The sequence below is a fragment of the Chryseobacterium sp. SIMBA_029 genome (assembly GCF_046535275.1).
Taxonomy (GTDB): Bacteria; Bacteroidota; Bacteroidia; order Flavobacteriales; family Weeksellaceae; genus Chryseobacterium.
On sequence record NZ_JAWRXA010000014.1, the window covers coordinates 63,143 to 78,192 of the forward strand.

At 36.8% G+C, this 15,050-nt stretch carries 17 protein-coding genes; 9 read left to right on the top strand and 8 right to left on the bottom strand.

The window, feature by feature from the left end; all coding sequences use genetic code 11:
- The first annotated feature begins 42 nt into the window (after nt 1-42).
- Nucleotides 43-885 carry a GLPGLI family protein gene (locus tag SB679_RS21145; RefSeq protein ID WP_410704292.1) on the top strand — a complete coding sequence of 281 codons (843 nt, stop codon included), beginning with the start codon at nt 43-45 and terminating at the stop codon, nt 883-885.
- A gap of 83 nt (nt 886-968) precedes the next feature.
- On the opposite strand, the gene SB679_RS21150 is transcribed toward SB679_RS21145, so the two are convergent.
- The 6 genes from SB679_RS21150 to SB679_RS21175 form a co-directional block, all read right to left on the bottom strand.
- A complete protein-coding gene (locus tag SB679_RS21150; protein ID WP_410704293.1) occupies nt 969-2,954 on the bottom strand; it encodes a urocanate hydratase in 1,986 nt (661 codons plus the stop codon).
- A 510-nt stretch (nt 2,955-3,464) separates the two neighbouring features.
- Nucleotides 3,465-3,881, bottom strand: coding sequence for an endonuclease domain-containing protein (locus tag SB679_RS21155; protein WP_410704294.1), 417 nt, complete (start codon nt 3,879-3,881; stop codon nt 3,465-3,467).
- An 83-nt stretch (nt 3,882-3,964) separates the two neighbouring features.
- Nucleotides 3,965-4,402: an endonuclease domain-containing protein gene (locus SB679_RS21160; protein WP_410704295.1), complete on the bottom strand. Its 438-nt coding sequence runs from the start codon at nt 4,400-4,402 to the stop codon at nt 3,965-3,967.
- Between the two features lie 142 nt (nt 4,403-4,544).
- A complete protein-coding gene (locus SB679_RS21165; RefSeq protein WP_410704296.1) occupies nt 4,545-4,838 on the bottom strand; it encodes a hypothetical protein in 294 nt (97 codons plus the stop codon).
- A 134-nt stretch (nt 4,839-4,972) separates the two neighbouring features.
- Nucleotides 4,973-7,117: an outer membrane beta-barrel protein gene (locus SB679_RS21170; protein ID WP_410704297.1), complete on the bottom strand. Its 2,145-nt coding sequence runs from the start codon at nt 7,115-7,117 to the stop codon at nt 4,973-4,975.
- A 93-nt stretch (nt 7,118-7,210) separates the two neighbouring features.
- On the bottom strand, nt 7,211-7,543 hold the full coding sequence (locus SB679_RS21175) for a DUF6249 domain-containing protein (protein WP_410704298.1): 333 nt from the start codon (nt 7,541-7,543) through the stop codon (nt 7,211-7,213).
- A gap of 107 nt (nt 7,544-7,650) precedes the next feature.
- On the opposite strand from SB679_RS21175, the gene SB679_RS21180 reads away from it, so the two are divergent.
- Nucleotides 7,651-8,205 (top strand): RNA polymerase sigma factor, encoded by a 555-nt coding sequence (locus SB679_RS21180; RefSeq protein ID WP_410704299.1) that lies wholly within the window; start codon nt 7,651-7,653, stop codon nt 8,203-8,205.
- Nucleotides 8,192-8,581 (top strand): hypothetical protein, encoded by a 390-nt coding sequence (locus tag SB679_RS21185; RefSeq protein ID WP_410704300.1) that lies wholly within the window; start codon nt 8,192-8,194, stop codon nt 8,579-8,581. Before SB679_RS21180 ends, SB679_RS21185 begins: the two co-directional genes overlap by 14 nt.
- Nucleotides 8,582-8,628: 47 nt before the next feature.
- On the opposite strand, the gene SB679_RS21190 is transcribed toward SB679_RS21185, so the two are convergent.
- Together SB679_RS21190 and SB679_RS21195 are read right to left on the bottom strand one after the other, a co-directional pair.
- A complete protein-coding gene (locus SB679_RS21190; protein ID WP_410704301.1) occupies nt 8,629-9,603 on the bottom strand; it encodes a 2-hydroxyacid dehydrogenase in 975 nt (324 codons plus the stop codon).
- 421 nt (nt 9,604-10,024) lie between these two features.
- On the bottom strand, nt 10,025-10,678 hold the full coding sequence (locus SB679_RS21195; protein ID WP_317742649.1) for a protein-L-isoaspartate(D-aspartate) O-methyltransferase: 654 nt from the start codon (nt 10,676-10,678) through the stop codon (nt 10,025-10,027).
- A gap of 158 nt (nt 10,679-10,836) precedes the next feature.
- Between SB679_RS21195 and SB679_RS21200 the strand changes: the two genes are divergently transcribed.
- The 6 genes from SB679_RS21200 (at nt 10,837) to SB679_RS21225 (ending at nt 14,929) form a co-directional block, all read left to right on the top strand.
- Entirely contained in the window at nt 10,837-11,802 is a 966-nt protein-coding gene (locus SB679_RS21200; protein ID WP_410704302.1) for a Gfo/Idh/MocA family protein, read from the top strand.
- Nucleotides 11,802-12,281, top strand: a complete 480-nt coding sequence (locus tag SB679_RS21205) for a hypothetical protein (RefSeq protein ID WP_410704303.1) — start codon at nt 11,802-11,804, stop codon at nt 12,279-12,281. The genes SB679_RS21200 and SB679_RS21205 overlap by 1 nt, the downstream gene beginning before the upstream one ends.
- 48 nt (nt 12,282-12,329) lie before the next feature.
- Nucleotides 12,330-12,464: a hypothetical protein gene (locus SB679_RS21210; protein ID WP_410704304.1), complete on the top strand. Its 135-nt coding sequence runs from the start codon at nt 12,330-12,332 to the stop codon at nt 12,462-12,464.
- Nucleotides 12,465-12,627: 163 nt separating this feature from the next.
- The gene (bla-A, locus tag SB679_RS21215; protein ID WP_410704305.1) at nt 12,628-13,509 is read left to right on the top strand and encodes a CGA/CIA family class A beta-lactamase; all 882 of its coding nucleotides are present in this window, start codon (nt 12,628-12,630) and stop codon (nt 13,507-13,509) included.
- A 108-nt stretch (nt 13,510-13,617) separates the two neighbouring features.
- Complete coding sequence (locus SB679_RS21220) at nt 13,618-14,028, top strand: hypothetical protein (protein WP_410704306.1); 411 nt, start codon at nt 13,618-13,620, stop codon at nt 14,026-14,028.
- Nucleotides 14,029-14,038: 10 nt separating this feature from the next.
- A complete protein-coding gene (locus SB679_RS21225) occupies nt 14,039-14,929 on the top strand; it encodes a 3-hydroxybutyryl-CoA dehydrogenase (RefSeq protein ID WP_410704341.1) in 891 nt (296 codons plus the stop codon).
- Nucleotides 14,930-15,050: the final 121 nt, after the last annotated feature.

The following is a 15,050-nucleotide window of genomic DNA, read 5'->3' on the forward strand; positions in this document are numbered from 1 at the left end:
ACAGTTACTGATAATTGCAATTTTATAATAAGAACACATTTTATGTATAAAAAATTATTTCAACTATTAGCTTTAGTCTTTAATGTGTTATCATATGCTCAATCATACAAACAAGATACTTTGCGTGGTGAGTTCGCTTATCAGCTAAAAGCTAAAATCAATACACAAACTGATTATAAACATGAAGAACTATTTTCATTACAAATAGGAGATCATCGTGCATTCTTTGCGAGTGCCGTATCGCTGAAAGGTGATTCGGTAATGGCAACTTCAGGAACAATGACTCATAACCCAGATGGAAGTATAACGCTTGGCTGGAAAAAAGGAGTAGTGATTCCAAAAACAAGTTTTACGTTTACCATTATACAATCCAGTGAAAATATACAGTATTTTCAATTGGCAGGGATGTCATTACTGACCTATAAAGAACCCATCATAAAAAATTGGAAGCTTATAGATGAAACTAAAATTATCAATACCATTACCTGTAAAAAAGCGGAAGTAACCTTTAAAGGGAGAAACTGGACAGCATGGTATTCTACCGACATTCCGTTTCCGTATGGTCCGTATAAATTTAGTGGGTTACCAGGATTAATCATCAAAATAACAGATGATAAAGGAGATTATGATTTTGAACTGGTACAATCTATACCAAATTCTAAGTTGAAAGGTAAATTAATTACTGTAAATAAAAGAAGATATACTGAAGCGATAGAAACAACACAGCCTAAACTCAGACAAGCATTAAAAAATGCTAACGCCAATGCAGCTGCCGTCCTTGCAAGCTATGGAACCACCATCATAAAAGGGCAAGAGATTATCAGGCAAAGGCAGAAAGAACGGGAATTAAATATGAAATATGAAAACCCAATAGAACTGGAATAAATAAACAGGCAAGCATCATCTGATACTTGCCTGTTTATTTATATTTTGAAGCTTCATTCTTTATGAAGCGGTATTAAAAAGTTTTAAAACAAACTTTCATCCACAAAATTCGGAAGCGTTACTTTCAGATTGGGTTCTGCTTCCATGGCTCTTTTGATGGCGAAAACAGCGCCTTCATTTCTGGCCCAGCTTCTTCTTGAGATTCCGTTGTTCACGTCCCAGAACAGCATGGATTTTAATCTTCGGTCGGCATCATCAGAACCGTCGAGCAGCATTCCAAAACCACCGTTGATTACTTCTCCCCAGCCTACTCCACCACCGTTATGGATGGAAACCCAGGTCGCCCCACGGAAACTGTCACCAATCACATTCTGAATCGCCATATCGGCTGTAAATCTTGATCCGTCATAAATATTGGATGTCTCTCTGTACGGAGAATCTGTCCCGGAAACATCATGGTGATCTCTTCCCAGTACCACCGGTCCGATCTCTCCGTTTTTAATCGCTTTATTGAATGCTTCTGCAATCTTCATTCTTCCTTCTGCATCTGCATACAGGATTCTCGCCTGAGAACCTACGACCAGCTTATTTTCCTGCGCTCCTTTGATCCACTGGATATTATCTTTCATCTGCTGCTGGATTTCTTCGGGAGAGTTTTTCACCATTTCTTCCAACACGCCACATGCAATATCATCCGTCTTTTGCAGATCTTCAGGATTTCCACTGGCACATACCCAACGGAAAGGTCCGAAACCGTAATCGAAACACATTGGCCCCATAATATCCTGCACATAACTTGGGAACTTAAATTCTCTCCCCAATGTTGGATTTTCTGCCATTACATCCGCTCCGGCTCTTGAAGCCTCCAGCAGGAAAGCGTTTCCGTAATCGAAGAAATATGTTCCTTTTTGGGTATGTTTATTAATTGCTGCGGCGTGTCTTCTTAAAGTTTCCTGAACTTTTTCTTTGAATAATTCCGGATCTTCCGCCATCATCGTATTGGATTCTTCGAAGCTTTGTCCTGTAGGATAATATCCTCCTGCCCATGGATTGTGAAGCGAAGTCTGATCTGAACCGATATCAATTCTTACATTTTCCTGGTCGAATTTCTCCCAAACTTCTACAATATTTCCAAGGTACGCCAAAGAAACAGTTTCTTTATCTGCCTGCGCTTTTCTTACTCTTTCTACCAGTTCATCGAGGTTTTCATGGATTTCATTCACCCATTTCTGCTCATGACGGATCTTGGTGATCTTCGGATTCACTTCTGCACATACGGTAACACAGCCTGCAATATTTCCTGCTTTTGGCTGCGCACCACTCATTCCTCCTAATCCTGAAGTTACAAAAAGTCCGCCCTGAGGTTCTTTATTGATCTTTCTGAATGCATTTAAAACAGTGATGGTTGTTCCGTGAACAATTCCCTGCGGACCAATATACATATAGCTTCCCGCCGTCATCTGCCCGTACTGGGAAACCCCCAATGCATTGAATTTCTCCCAGTCATCCGGTTTGGAATAATTGGGAATCACCATTCCATTCGTCACCACGACTCTGGGTGCATCTTTATGAGACGGAAAAAGCCCCATCGGATGCCCTGAATACATAGTCAATGTCTGTTCATCGGTCATTTCAGACAAATATTTCATCGTCAAAAGATACTGCGCCCAGTTCTGGAACACCGCTCCGTTTCCACCGTACGTAATTAATTCATGCGGATGCTGAGCCACCGCATAATCCAGGTTATTCTGAATCATCAGCATAATTGATTTTGCCTGCTCCGATTTTCCGGGATAATCGGCAATCGGTCTCGCCTTCATTTCATAATCAGGACGGAAACGGTACATATAAATTCTTCCGTATTTTTCCAATTCTTCCTTAAATTCCGGTAATAATTCCGCATGAAATTGAGGCTCAAAATAACGCAAAGCATTCTTTAGCGCTAATTTTTTCTCTTCTTCACCTAAAATTTCTTTACGTTTCGGAGCGTGATTGATATTGGTTTCGTATGGTTTGGGCTGAGGCAGCTGTTGAGGGATGCCCTGTTGTATTTGTTCCTGGAAAGTCATTATATATGAGGTTTTCTACGTTTGAATGTTAAAATCTATTTCTGGTTTTAAAGATATTCAAATTAGAAAATATAGGCAACTAAAAAAGTGTGGTACTAAAAGGCCGGACAAGAAAAATTCCCCTCCCATGGAGGGGTGGATTTCAAAATTCCATGAATTTTGGAAGACGGGGTGGTTCCAAAATGCTGAATAATACCATCTTCGAGATCTTTGATAGCTATTGTACGGTTATGATGAACCACCCCGTCTTCGCCTTTCAGCCGAATCCACCCCTCCGCGGGAGGGGAATTTAGGAACTATAGTTTTCTATAATAAAATTCTCCAACTCTTTCATTACGACTCCTAAGTTGTTCTTTACATCAAAATCTATTATTCTGAATATTTTTAGTCCTAAAGATTTCAGGTATTCCTGTCTTTCCCTGTAGATTATAACTTCTTTCTTGCTCTGTTATGATGAACCACCCCGTCTTCGCCTTTCAGTCGAATCCACCCCTCCGCGGGAGGGGAATTTTAGGAACTATAGTTTTCAATAATAAATTTCTCTACATCTTTCATTACAACTCCTAAATTATTCTTTACATCAAAATCTGTTATTCTGAATATTTTTAATCCTAAAGATTCCAGGTATTCCTGTCTTTCGCCATCATACACCTGTTTTTCATCATGGCTTGATCCGTCAATTTCAATGACTAATCCTAATGTTTTCACATAAAAATCCACAATATAATTTCCGATAATTCTTTGACGGTCGAAATCTATCGCATGAAATGTTTTTGATCTCACTTTTTTCCAGAAAAGAACTTCACTGAGAATGCCTGCTTTACGTTTTTCTTTCAGCAATGGGATTAAATGAGGGCTAAAAGGTAGATTTTCCACAAAGTTTCTGTGGATGGGAATGTCATGAATATAGGTTATGATGTCTTTCATGCTTTGTGATTACATGCTTTGTTGTTATGAACCACCCCGTCTTCGCCCTTCGGGCGAATCCACCCCTCCAAGGGAGGGGAATTTTATACTGTTTCAGGATCCGGGGCGGATGTGTAGTGCAGGATAATAAATTGTTCCAGATCTTTCATTACAGCAGAAAGATCATGTTTAACCTCAACAGCCGTTTTTTTAAAAACTTTGATGCCTAAAGATTCAAGAAAATCCTGCCGGGTTTGGTCTTCAGATTGCTTCAAATCATTTCCCGGACGTCCGATTTCTATAGCCAAGCCTAGTTTCTTTGCATAAAAATCGATGATATGATCTCCAATAATTACCTGTCTTTCAAAATCAATTTTATGAAATGCTCTTGCCCGGACCTGTATCCAGAATAACATTTCACTTAAGATTCCTGTCTTCTGTTTATTTTTCAGAAGTGCTTTTATTTTTGGATTATAAGGAAGTTCTTCAACGAAATTGCTGGAGATGGGAACGTCATTGATATAGGTGAGAATCTGATTCATGCTTGTGTTTTACCGGGATACCCGGAGTTTCTTTATGGTTCAGGATTTCTCTAAAAAAGAAAAACTTCCATTCTCTAAGATAGAGAATAAAAGCTTATGTTTCTGTAACAAAAAACCTTACTCGGTGAGTAAGGTTGTATTTTTAGGTAAGGACATCATCATTTTCTTCTTCATGATCATCATTATTGTCACTGGTGCTCCAATAATTATTTTCTTCATCTTCCGAGCCGACTTCTTCCATATCATTGTCTTCATCAGATCCAGGAACATCCAGATCCATTTCCATATCGTTTTCTTCCTCCTGTTCATTGGTGATTGGGTTTCCATCGCCATCTAGAGGAATATGCTTTTCCTGGTTAAACAGATCTTCACTGGGACTGTAATTCATCTCTTTTAGTTTTCTGTTTTGCTCGTTTGTATTATCTTCTGGTATCATAATAGTGGAGTTTTGGGGTTTAGTGTTTAGTTGTTGGTTGTTGGTTGTTGGTTGTTGGTGTTTGGGACTATGTTGCGGGGTATAGAACAAAAATAATTCCAAGCTGGTGTATTATTTCAAAAGAATCGAATTTATTAGTTAGCAAGGTCTGTATTCGAGATACTGCGTTTCGTTGTTTTGATCTGATCTTTCAGCTTTCCAAATTTATAGTTGATATTAATACCAAATGACCGGTAATAGTCTCTGACATAATCGTTCTGATAAAAAGCACCACCATTAGTTTCAGTAACAGCTTTTCTGAAGGTATTGAACGGATTGTTGATATACGCTGAAAAGGAAAGCTGATCATCCAGTATACTTTTACTGATATTAAAAGACAATCCTGTATAGGCATTGGTAGCTTTCTGCAATCCTGCAGGCATTCTGCTCATGAATTCTATATTGGTGCCGACTCTCCAATGGTCTTCAAACTGATAATTGGCAGACAGATAAAGAGTATACGTAAACATATTATTTTTAATAAAGACATCATCTACTATTCCGCTGATGAAAAATACGGCAGCATTTCCATTTAAGCTGAGATTGAATTTCTTGCTCACAGGATAACTCAAATAATAATCCAGTCCCAATCTGCCGGCTTTATTAGAATTTCCATACGTTGTCTTTGTGATGTGGGTATCAGGATCATACGTAGAAACCTTAAGGTCTACTTTATTGGAAAAGGAGTAAGAAAGTCCCAGATTAAGATTGATTTTTTTATTGTATGAATATCCAGCCATCAAATCATTATTGATCACTGATTTCAAATAAGGATTTCCGCTGATTTGAAAATAGGGATTGGATTGATTGACAAAGGGATTAAGACGGATAATTCCCGGTCTTTTTATGCGCTGAGAAAACCCAAAACTCACTGTGTGATGGTCTTTCCAGGTTTTACTGATGGAAATATTGGGAATAAGGTTGAGGTAATTTTGATTGACGCTGGTATTTGTAGACGTGAAATCTACTTTTGTCTGTGTTCCTTCCAATCTGAGGCCTGTCTGGAAGTTCAGGCTTAACAGTGTGAATTGGGTAGAAATGTAGGCTCCAAAAATATTCTGGTTATTCATAAATTCATCCGAATTGTTGAGAGTTTCAGGAACTGAAGTATACCCACTGTTGTTTTTTCGTAGTATGGCTTTGACTCCTGTTTCCAAAGAAACATTTTTAATTTTCTTTACGAAATCAACCTGAAAAGTATGTTCGCTGTTATCATTATCATTCGTCTGATCAAGAGTATAGGATGAAGTATTGATCAGGTTTTGAACATCCGTGCTACTCATTATGTGGTAATCATAGGTGTTGAATTTATAGGACAGTGTTAAAAGCTGGGATTTATCATTTTTAAAACCAATCTGATAATTAGCCGCTGCTTCAAAACCATTTCCTCTGCTGTTGGAATTATTGAGCGAACGGTTATTTTCTGCCAGTGCATTTTGCTGGAAAAAATAAGAATCCAGGCCATCTTTTGATCTGCTGTTGGAAAAGTTCATTCCCAACTGAACATTCAGAAGCTGTAAACTGTCTATTTCATAGCTGATACTGGTATTAAAATAGCCTCCATTTCCTTTATTTGAGGTCCTTCCTTTCTGGCGAAGATTATCAGAGGAAGTCTGTTGAAAATTTTGATATTCAATTTCAGGCTGGTTGGTCAGAGAACCGCCGCCATAGGCAGAGATGCCCAGTTTTTTGTGCTGTATATTCATAGAAAAACCCATATTCTGCTCCTGCTTGGGAAACCTGGTCCCGAAGTTTACAGAGGCATTATATCCGTCACTCATCTTTTTGGTAGTGATGATATTAATAATTCCTGAAACGCCTTCCGCATCGTATTTCGAGGATGGATTGGTGATGATTTCTATGTTCTGAATGCTGCTGGCAGGAATGCTTTTCAATACTTCTTTTGCATTGGTATTCAGAAGCTGGGTTTCTTTACCGTTCATCAGGATTTTAAAATTAGTATTTCCTTTGAAGAGAACATTTTCATTAGGATCAACGGTGATGTAGGGCATCTTTTTCATCATTTCTATGAGACTTTTCGACTGGCTTTCAGGATCTGCCTGTACGTTATACACCAAACCGTCAATTTTATTTTTAATAAGAGGTTTCTTTACATTGATAACGACCGCTTTTATGTTGGAAACGGAATCTTTTACCGTTCCGGAAGTTGTTTCCTGAGCAGCTGTATTGCCTGTTATAAGGGCACAGGCAAGCCATGAAAGTACATATACTGTTTTCATAATAGGTTGGGTTATGGGCATAAGAATCCCGGGACAGTAGTTCTGTCTTTTTAAATGATCCGGGATGTGTATTGATTTATAGGAATAGGAAAATTATTTCTTCTGATTTTTCATTATGAAATAATAGGTAAGAAAACCGAGTGCAACAAAGACCGTCATCACTCCATAAGGAAGCGGCGTATTTTCATCGTGTGGAAGAAATTCCAGCACAATAAGACCTGCTCCGCCAAACAGTAAAATGATTCCCCATTTCAGCATTTCCGAATTAAATCCGGTAAGGTTGTTGAGGATCACAAACATCTTATCATCAAGATGCTCTTTATTCAGTATCTTTTTTTTCAGGTTGTAATTCGTGATCACCACGATCATGACAGAGACAGCGATGAGTATAGCGATCATGACGATAAAGGGTGCCAGATTTTTCATTTTGATTTCTATTTAGCCAATAGACAACATTCCATAGGTGAAGGTTACAAAAATTACAATATATTAGAAAGTTGTAACCTAAAGAAAAAAAAATGGTCTAATAGAATATGTTCAATGAAGAAAAAACCATTAACGATGTTCTGAAGGGAAACCTCAGTGCTTTCCAGCATATTGTAAAGCAATATCAGAATCTGGTGTATTCTATCTTGAACAGGATATTGAGCAATGATGAAGATATAGAAGATGTGGGACAGGAAGTTTTTATTAAGGTATTCAATAATCTTAAAAATTTTAAAAGAGAATCCAAACTTTCTACATGGATTGCCAAGATCACTTATCATGTAGCCCTTAATTATATAAAGAAAAATTCAAGGCATTATTTTGATACGATTGATGAAAATTCGGATTTTCAGTTCGCTTCTGAAACTCCGGAAACAAAGCTTATAGGAAAGGAATTTGACACATATATCAATAGACTGATCGGCGAACTTCCTTTGCAGTACAGAACGGTGATTACGCTGTATCATCTGGATGAATTCAGTATTCAGGAGATTCAGGAGATTCAGAATATCACCCAATTTCCTGAAGGAACCATTAAAGGATATTTATTCAGAGCCCGAAAATTATTAAAAGAAAAACTTGAAAACGATGGATACCCGTAAAGACAAAATACTTGAGCAATTCCAGGATCATGAGGATCGAATTATTCCGGAAAAGGATATAGAAACCTATGAATTCCTCTATGATGCATTGGAAAAGTCTCCGGATGCAGGATTCTCACTGGGATTTTCTCATCAGATCATCAGAAAAATTGAAGCTAAACAGCAACGTAAAGTTACTGTAAAGCTCTATTCTTTAGCCGCAGTTCTGATTGCAATGACATTAGGTTTCTCCGCTGTTTTTTTCAGTGAAGAACAATGTGCAATACTTTTCTCTATGATTTTGAAATATAAATTTGTGGTTATATTTTTACTTTCAGCTGTCAGTTTAATCCAGATAGGTACGAGAATATTTTCAACAAGAGAATTGGAGAATTAATCTAATATTATCCGTTAACTTCAACCCTCAGATCTGATGTCTGAAATCTAATTACCATACACATCCGGATTTACACAATGAGGCATTCTTTCACCCTTTGAGAAAGCAATGATATTTTCAGCGGCAATTCTAGCCATTCCGTCCCGGGCTTCTATGGTAGCCGAACCTATATGTGGCAATACACATACATTGGAAAGTCCTAAAATAGGATCATCTTTCATCATCGGCTCCGGATTGGTAACGTCCAGCCCTGCTCCCCAAAGTTCTCTTGCCACTAAAGCTTCATACAGATCTGTCTGTTGATGAAAACCACCTCTCGCCGTATTGATAAAGATCGCATTGGGTTTCATTTTTTCAAAAACCGAGCGGTTGAAAATATCTTTATGGTCCGGAGTAAAATTAGCATGAATACTTAAAACATCAGACTGTTCTACAAGCTCATCAAAAGAAACATAGGTTGCATTAAGCTCCTTTTCTGCCTCTTCATTTTGATGCCTGTTATGGTAGATAATATTCATATCAAAAGCTTTCTGAGCTTTTTTGCCCATCTCGAAACCGATTCTACCCAATCCGAAAATACCCAGCGTCTTACCGTATAATTCCTGTCCCAAAGCATGCAACGGATCAAAATCACCCCAATTCCCTTCTTTAACCTTCTGAAAATTGTAGGAAGCTCTTCTTGCGACAGATTGCATCAAAAGAAAAGCAACGTCTGAAGTCGCTTTGCTCAATACATCCGGTGTATTTCCAATGGGTACATTTCCCTGGTTGGCAGCCGCGATATCAACATGGTCAAAACCTACAGAATATAAAGCGATTGCCTTTACATTGGGGCATTCTTCAAAAAAATCTTTACCAAAAGTATGGTGCCCAACGTTGAGAATAGCATCGGTATCTTTACAGTAGCTTAGCCATTCTTCATGAGACAGGTTATCGTTTTCAGGAATACTAACGTCGAGTCCCGCTTCTTTCAGCAGGTTGATTCCTATTTCAGGAATTCTTTTATTGATAAATACTCTCATTATTTTTATTTTGTGATGCGTAATGTTAACAAAAAAAGCCTTGCTTCCGCAAAAAAGCAAGGCTGCTGAACTTCACTATTAAATTAAAAATTATTTTTTCTCATCCGACTGTATTGGTTATTTCTAAAGTAAAAACAGACTTCTACATTATTTTTTTGTTGTGAATTTTTTTCCAACTATTATTTAAATTGTATTATAATTTAAACAACTGTTCTAATATTTAAAAACAATTTTCATTCCGAAATGCTTTTTAAATCATGATAAAAATTTTACCGTCTATGATAAACAGAGGTGTTTTTCGGCTAAAGCCGGATGATTTTCAATCTATTATGAACGGGCTGAAGCCGTTTCTATTGAATGGAAAAGGTGATATTTATTTAATTTGATAGGTAATAGAATTGAAGGCAACAAGGCCTACTGCCTATTGATTGGTTTTTCCTAACATAGGAACAAATTTATAGGCTCCAAATTCTTCTTTTTCGAATTCTGTAGGTGATACTTTTGTAAATCTGAATAAAACCTGTTCGTCTGTAGGCCCTAATGGAATCACCATTTTACCGCCAACTTTTAACTGTTTTAATAATTCAGTGGGCAGTATTGAAGCTCCACAGGTAACAATAATCCGGTCAAAAGGTGCAAAAGTGGGAAGCCCTGCAAAACCATCCCCAAAGCTCTGAAACTTAGGATACAGGTGAAGTTCCCGGAATTTTTTCTTTGAAAAATCAAAAAGGTCTTTTTGTCTTTCCACTGTATATACCAAAGCCTTCATAGCGAGTAATACGGCGGTCTGATATCCACATCCGGTTCCTATTTCAAGTACTTTGTCTCCGGGCATTACTTTGAGAAGTTCCGACTGCTCGGCAACGGTTGAGGGATGTGAAATAGTCTGATGTGCCAGAATCGGAAAAGCCCGGTCTTCATAAGCAAAGTCTTCAAAAATACTTTCAATAAAAAGGTGTCTCGGAACCTCATTCATTGCCGAAAGTACATTTTCATCCGAAATTCCGATTCTCTGTCGAAGGTAATCGACCAAAATCTTTCTTTTTCCTTTGTGTACAAACGAATCTTGCGTCATTAGATGGTAATTATTAGGTATCAGGGTTTAGTTTCTCACAAAAATAAGGATTAGATTTTAGATTTCAGAATTTGGATGCACATTTTGACGATTAAGTCTAAAGTCTTATATCTGAAATATCGCATCTAATTTATATCTTTACAAAAATTAAAAAAGCTATGTTGAAAGCAGGTTTGGTAGGTGCCGGACATTTAGGAAAAATACATTTAAGACTTCTTAATCAATCTGATAAGTATGAATTTGTAGGCTTCCATGATAAAGATGTAGAAAACGGAAAAAAAATAGAAACCGAATTCGGATATAAATATTTTGAAAATTTTGATGATCTTCTGGATCAGATTGAGATGCTGGATATTGTAACTCCCACACTCTATCATTATGATTATGCCTTAAAAGCGATTGCTAAAGGACTTCATTTTTTCATCGAAAAACCCGTTACCCATACGCTTGAACAGGCAGAAGAAATCCTCTATAAATGCCGTGAGAATAGGATAAAAGCCCAGGTAGGTCATGTTGAAAGATACAACCCTGCTTTTATGGCTACCAAGGATTATATCAAAGATCCTATGTTTATTGAGATCCATAGGCTGGCTGAATTTAATCCGCGTGGAACTGATGTTTCTGTAGTGCTGGATTTAATGATTCATGATCTGGATATTTTATTGAGTATGGTGAAATCTAAGGTTAAAATTATCCATGCAAGCGGTGTTTGTGTGGTAAGTAAAACTCCGGACATAGCCAATGCCAGAATAGAATTTGAAAATGGATGCGTAGCCAATCTTACGACTTCAAGAATATCTATGAAAGCGATGAGAAAAAGCCGTTTCTTCCAGAAAGATGCTTATATTTCTGTTGATTTCCTGGAGAAAAAAGCAGAGGTGATCAAAATGCAGGATGCTCCCGAAGTGCCTACTCCATTTGATATGATTATTGAAAATGCAGAAGGAGAGAAAAACCAGATCCTGTTTGAATATCCAAATATTCAGCCTAATAATGCTATTTTAGATGAGCTAAACTCTTTTGCAGATGCCATTACAGAAAATAAAAATGTAGAAGTTTCCCTTGAAGATGGAACGGAAGCGCTAAAAGTAGCACTGGAAATTATGAAACTGATCAGCCGGTAATGAAGAAAGCTGAAACCTATCTCCTGCCCACCATATTTTTATATTTATCGTTGATGTGTTTATATGTCAGCTATTCGTATATCACTAAAGATTATAATACGACCAAAAGTATTTATCAGCCATATAAAAGCTTTGTTCAGTTGTCATCCTCCCATTACAACAATGTAATCATTACTATTTTAAAAGGCCTTGCCGGAGTTATAGGATTTGGTGTTTTTTTATCCAAGGGTAAAAAAAATAATTATTTTACTTCATTATTTTTATTGATGAATCTATTTGAACTCATCATCGTGGCTTCTTTACACTTTTTAGTTTTTAAAGTTTCTTCAAGCTATATTGACAATACAGGAATTGTTGTATCAGCCATTTTATGTATGATTCTCAGTTTTTTTTACTTTAAAAATGCTGAAATTAAAAAAGTAACCGGTCCAATCCTGCTGAGTTTATTTTTAACGGTAATTTCTTATTATTTGCATTAATTACAAGGGACCTAATTTTCATGATCCTTCTCTTATAACTCGGCAAATGTGGAAAAAGGAGAAAACAAAATCAGAATCTATTTTGAAAATGAAGGAGTAAACCTCAACTATTTTGAAATAAATAAGGTGGTTATATACCATTCTACCTCTATTCTCATTCCGACGAAGGAGGAATCTGTTTAATAGATAAGATTCTTCATTTCACTTCGTTACATTCTGAATGACAGCAGAAATAAGCAGATCACACAGTCTGTTGTAAAATTGTATATTCTTACCTAAAATAATAATTTCCTTAAAATGCAAATCCCTTTTAGATGTAAAAGGGATTTTTTTTATCTTTGAAACTATGAAAAAAATAGGGTTTCTTTTATTGTTGGTTTCAGGTTTTGTTTTTTCTCAAAACTCGCAACTGGAACAAAAAATCAGTTCATTCACTAAGGATAAAAAGGCTACAGTAGGTGTTTCTGTATTAGGCTTTGAGAATGGGTTTAAATACAATAAAAACGGAGACAAAAAACTCCCTACAATGAGTGTTTTCAAGTTTCATATTGCCTGTGCTGTTTTGGATCTTGTAGATCAAGGAAAGTTTTCATTAGACCAAAAAATCGTTATTAAAAAATCCGATCTTCATGAAAATACCTGGTCTCCATTCCGGGAGAAGTACCCTAATGGAAATACTGAAACTACTTTGAGTGAAATTATTGATTATACGGTCGCATTAAGCGATAATAATCTTTGTGATGTTCTGATAAAACTTGCCGGAGGTACTCAAGCTATTCAGAAATTTATAGATTCTAAAGGAGTAAAAGACTTCCAGATCAAATATACTGAACATGACATGGCAGTTAATGATTGGAAAGCATTGTATGAAAATTACAGTACTCCCAATTCTGCAGTAGAGATTCTGAAAAAGCTTTATGATGGAAAATTACTTTCTAAAAAATCTACAGATTATTTAATGCAGATTATGCTGGGAACCAAAACCGGAACTAATAAAATAATAGAACAACTCCCAAAAGGCACTCCGGTCGCGCATAAAACGGGATCTTCCGGTAAACCTGATCACATTCTTACCATTGCAGAAAATGATATGGGAATTGTTACCCTTCCAAATGGAAAACATTATGCAATTGCCGTATTTGTAAGTAATTCCACGGAGTCTGAATCTGTAAATTGTAAAATAATTTCTGATGTTTCAAAAGCGATCTGGGATTATTTTAACAAGTAATTTTTAAAGCTTACTTTTAGAGTTCGGGAAAATAAACTTCGGACCACACAAATCTGGTCTTGGCAAGACATCCTATAAAAGTATTCATCATTAAAAAACAATATAAATATGAAAAAAATAGCATTATTATTCAGCCTGTTGTGTTGTACCTTCTTTTTTGCACAAAAGAGCCAAAACTATGTACAGGTAAGCTATGGAAGTATCTGTTGCGGTACTCCGTCGCCGGATCCTGTAATCAGTTATCTGGAAAAGTTTGCGAAAAAAAACAAGAAAAAAAGCTTCGAAGTTTACAGCCAAAGCGGTTTGGGAAGAGAAGGTGAATTCAAACTTTATATTGGAATTGACAGTCTTTCAAAAAAACAGCAAAACACTTTTATCAAAGGGCTGCAAGCAGTAGTCGAGTCACAAAACAACCAACGGAATAAGAGCCGTGACGGGCATGTGAGTTTTGATGATCAGAAAGTGATCACGAAGGCTGATCTGGCGAATTCAAGAAATTTAACTATCTATAAAAAATAAAAGAAAAATGATCAAAAACATTGTAGTTATTGGAGCAGGAACCATGGGAAATGGTATTGCACATACTTTTGCACAAAGCGGTTTTAACGTAAATCTGGTAGATGTATCTCAAGATGCTTTGGACAAAGGATTAAAAACCATTACTACCAACCTTGACAGAATAATTGCAAAAGGAAACCTTACAGAAGAACAAAAAGCAGAAACATTAGGAAATATTACTACTTTCACAGCCCTTCAGGATGCTGTAGGAGCTGCTGACCTTATCGTAGAAGCAGCCACTGAAAACCAGGATTTAAAACTGAAAATTTTCGGACAAATGGATGAGTTTGCACCGGAAAATTGTATCCTGGCAACCAATACATCTTCTATTTCTATCACTAAAATTGCTGCAGCTACCAAAAGACCGGACAAAGTAGTAGGTATGCACTTTATGAACCCGGTTCCTATCATGAAACTGGTAGAGATCATCAAGGGCTACTCTACTTCGAAAGAAACTTTTGATGTGATCTATGAAATGAGCAAAGCATTAGGAAAAGTACCTGTAGAAGTTAATGATTACCCAGGTTTTGTAGCTAACAGAATTTTGATGCCGATGATTAATGAATCCATCGAAACTCTTTACAATGGTGTGGCTGGTGTAGAAGAGATCGACACGGTAATGAAATTGGGAATGGCTCATCCTATGGGACCTTTGCAGCTGGCAGATTTCATCGGTCTTGATGTATGCCTTGCGATATTAAATGTAATGTATGACGGCTTTAAAAACCCTAAATATGCACCTAATCCATTACTTGTAAACATGGTAATGGCTGGGAAATTAGGCGTAAAATCCGGAGAAGGCTTCTATGATTATTCTGAAAGCAAAAAGGCTGAAAAAGTTGCTAAAATGTTTTCTAAATAATCAGATTTTGATGAATGAATTGTCCATGGCCAATTTTTACTTCGCAATTGAATGATCAATAGTAAACGTTGAGCATCACTTCGGAGAATATGGGCTGATAAGACAAAATTCAATTTCTTCC

Coding starts and splice junctions, on each gene's coding strand:
- SB679_RS21200 (WP_410704302.1), top strand. CDS start 10,837: ATGTTGAAAGCAGGTTTGGTAGGTGCCGGACATTTAGGAAAAATACAT.
- SB679_RS21190 (WP_410704301.1), bottom strand. CDS start 9,603: ATGAGAGTATTTATCAATAAAAGAATTCCTGAAATAGGAATCAACCTG.
- SB679_RS21180 (WP_410704299.1), top strand. CDS start 7,651: ATGTTCAATGAAGAAAAAACCATTAACGATGTTCTGAAGGGAAACCTC.
- SB679_RS21175 (WP_410704298.1), bottom strand. CDS start 7,543: ATGAAAAATCTGGCACCCTTTATCGTCATGATCGCTATACTCATCGCT.
- SB679_RS21185 (WP_410704300.1), top strand. CDS start 8,192: ATGGATACCCGTAAAGACAAAATACTTGAGCAATTCCAGGATCATGAG.
- SB679_RS21220 (WP_410704306.1), top strand. CDS start 13,618: ATGAAAAAAATAGCATTATTATTCAGCCTGTTGTGTTGTACCTTCTTT.
- SB679_RS21145 (WP_410704292.1), top strand. CDS start 43: ATGTATAAAAAATTATTTCAACTATTAGCTTTAGTCTTTAATGTGTTA.
- SB679_RS21165 (WP_410704296.1), bottom strand. CDS start 4,838: ATGATACCAGAAGATAATACAAACGAGCAAAACAGAAAACTAAAAGAG.
- SB679_RS21150 (WP_410704293.1), bottom strand. CDS start 2,954: ATGACTTTCCAGGAACAAATACAACAGGGCATCCCTCAACAGCTGCCT.
- SB679_RS21205 (WP_410704303.1), top strand. CDS start 11,802: ATGAAGAAAGCTGAAACCTATCTCCTGCCCACCATATTTTTATATTTA.
- SB679_RS21155 (WP_410704294.1), bottom strand. CDS start 3,881: ATGAAAGACATCATAACCTATATTCATGACATTCCCATCCACAGAAAC.
- SB679_RS21160 (WP_410704295.1), bottom strand. CDS start 4,402: ATGAATCAGATTCTCACCTATATCAATGACGTTCCCATCTCCAGCAAT.
- SB679_RS21170 (WP_410704297.1), bottom strand. CDS start 7,117: ATGAAAACAGTATATGTACTTTCATGGCTTGCCTGTGCCCTTATAACA.
- SB679_RS21195 (WP_317742649.1), bottom strand. CDS start 10,678: ATGACGCAAGATTCGTTTGTACACAAAGGAAAAAGAAAGATTTTGGTC.
- bla-A (WP_410704305.1), top strand. CDS start 12,628: ATGAAAAAAATAGGGTTTCTTTTATTGTTGGTTTCAGGTTTTGTTTTT.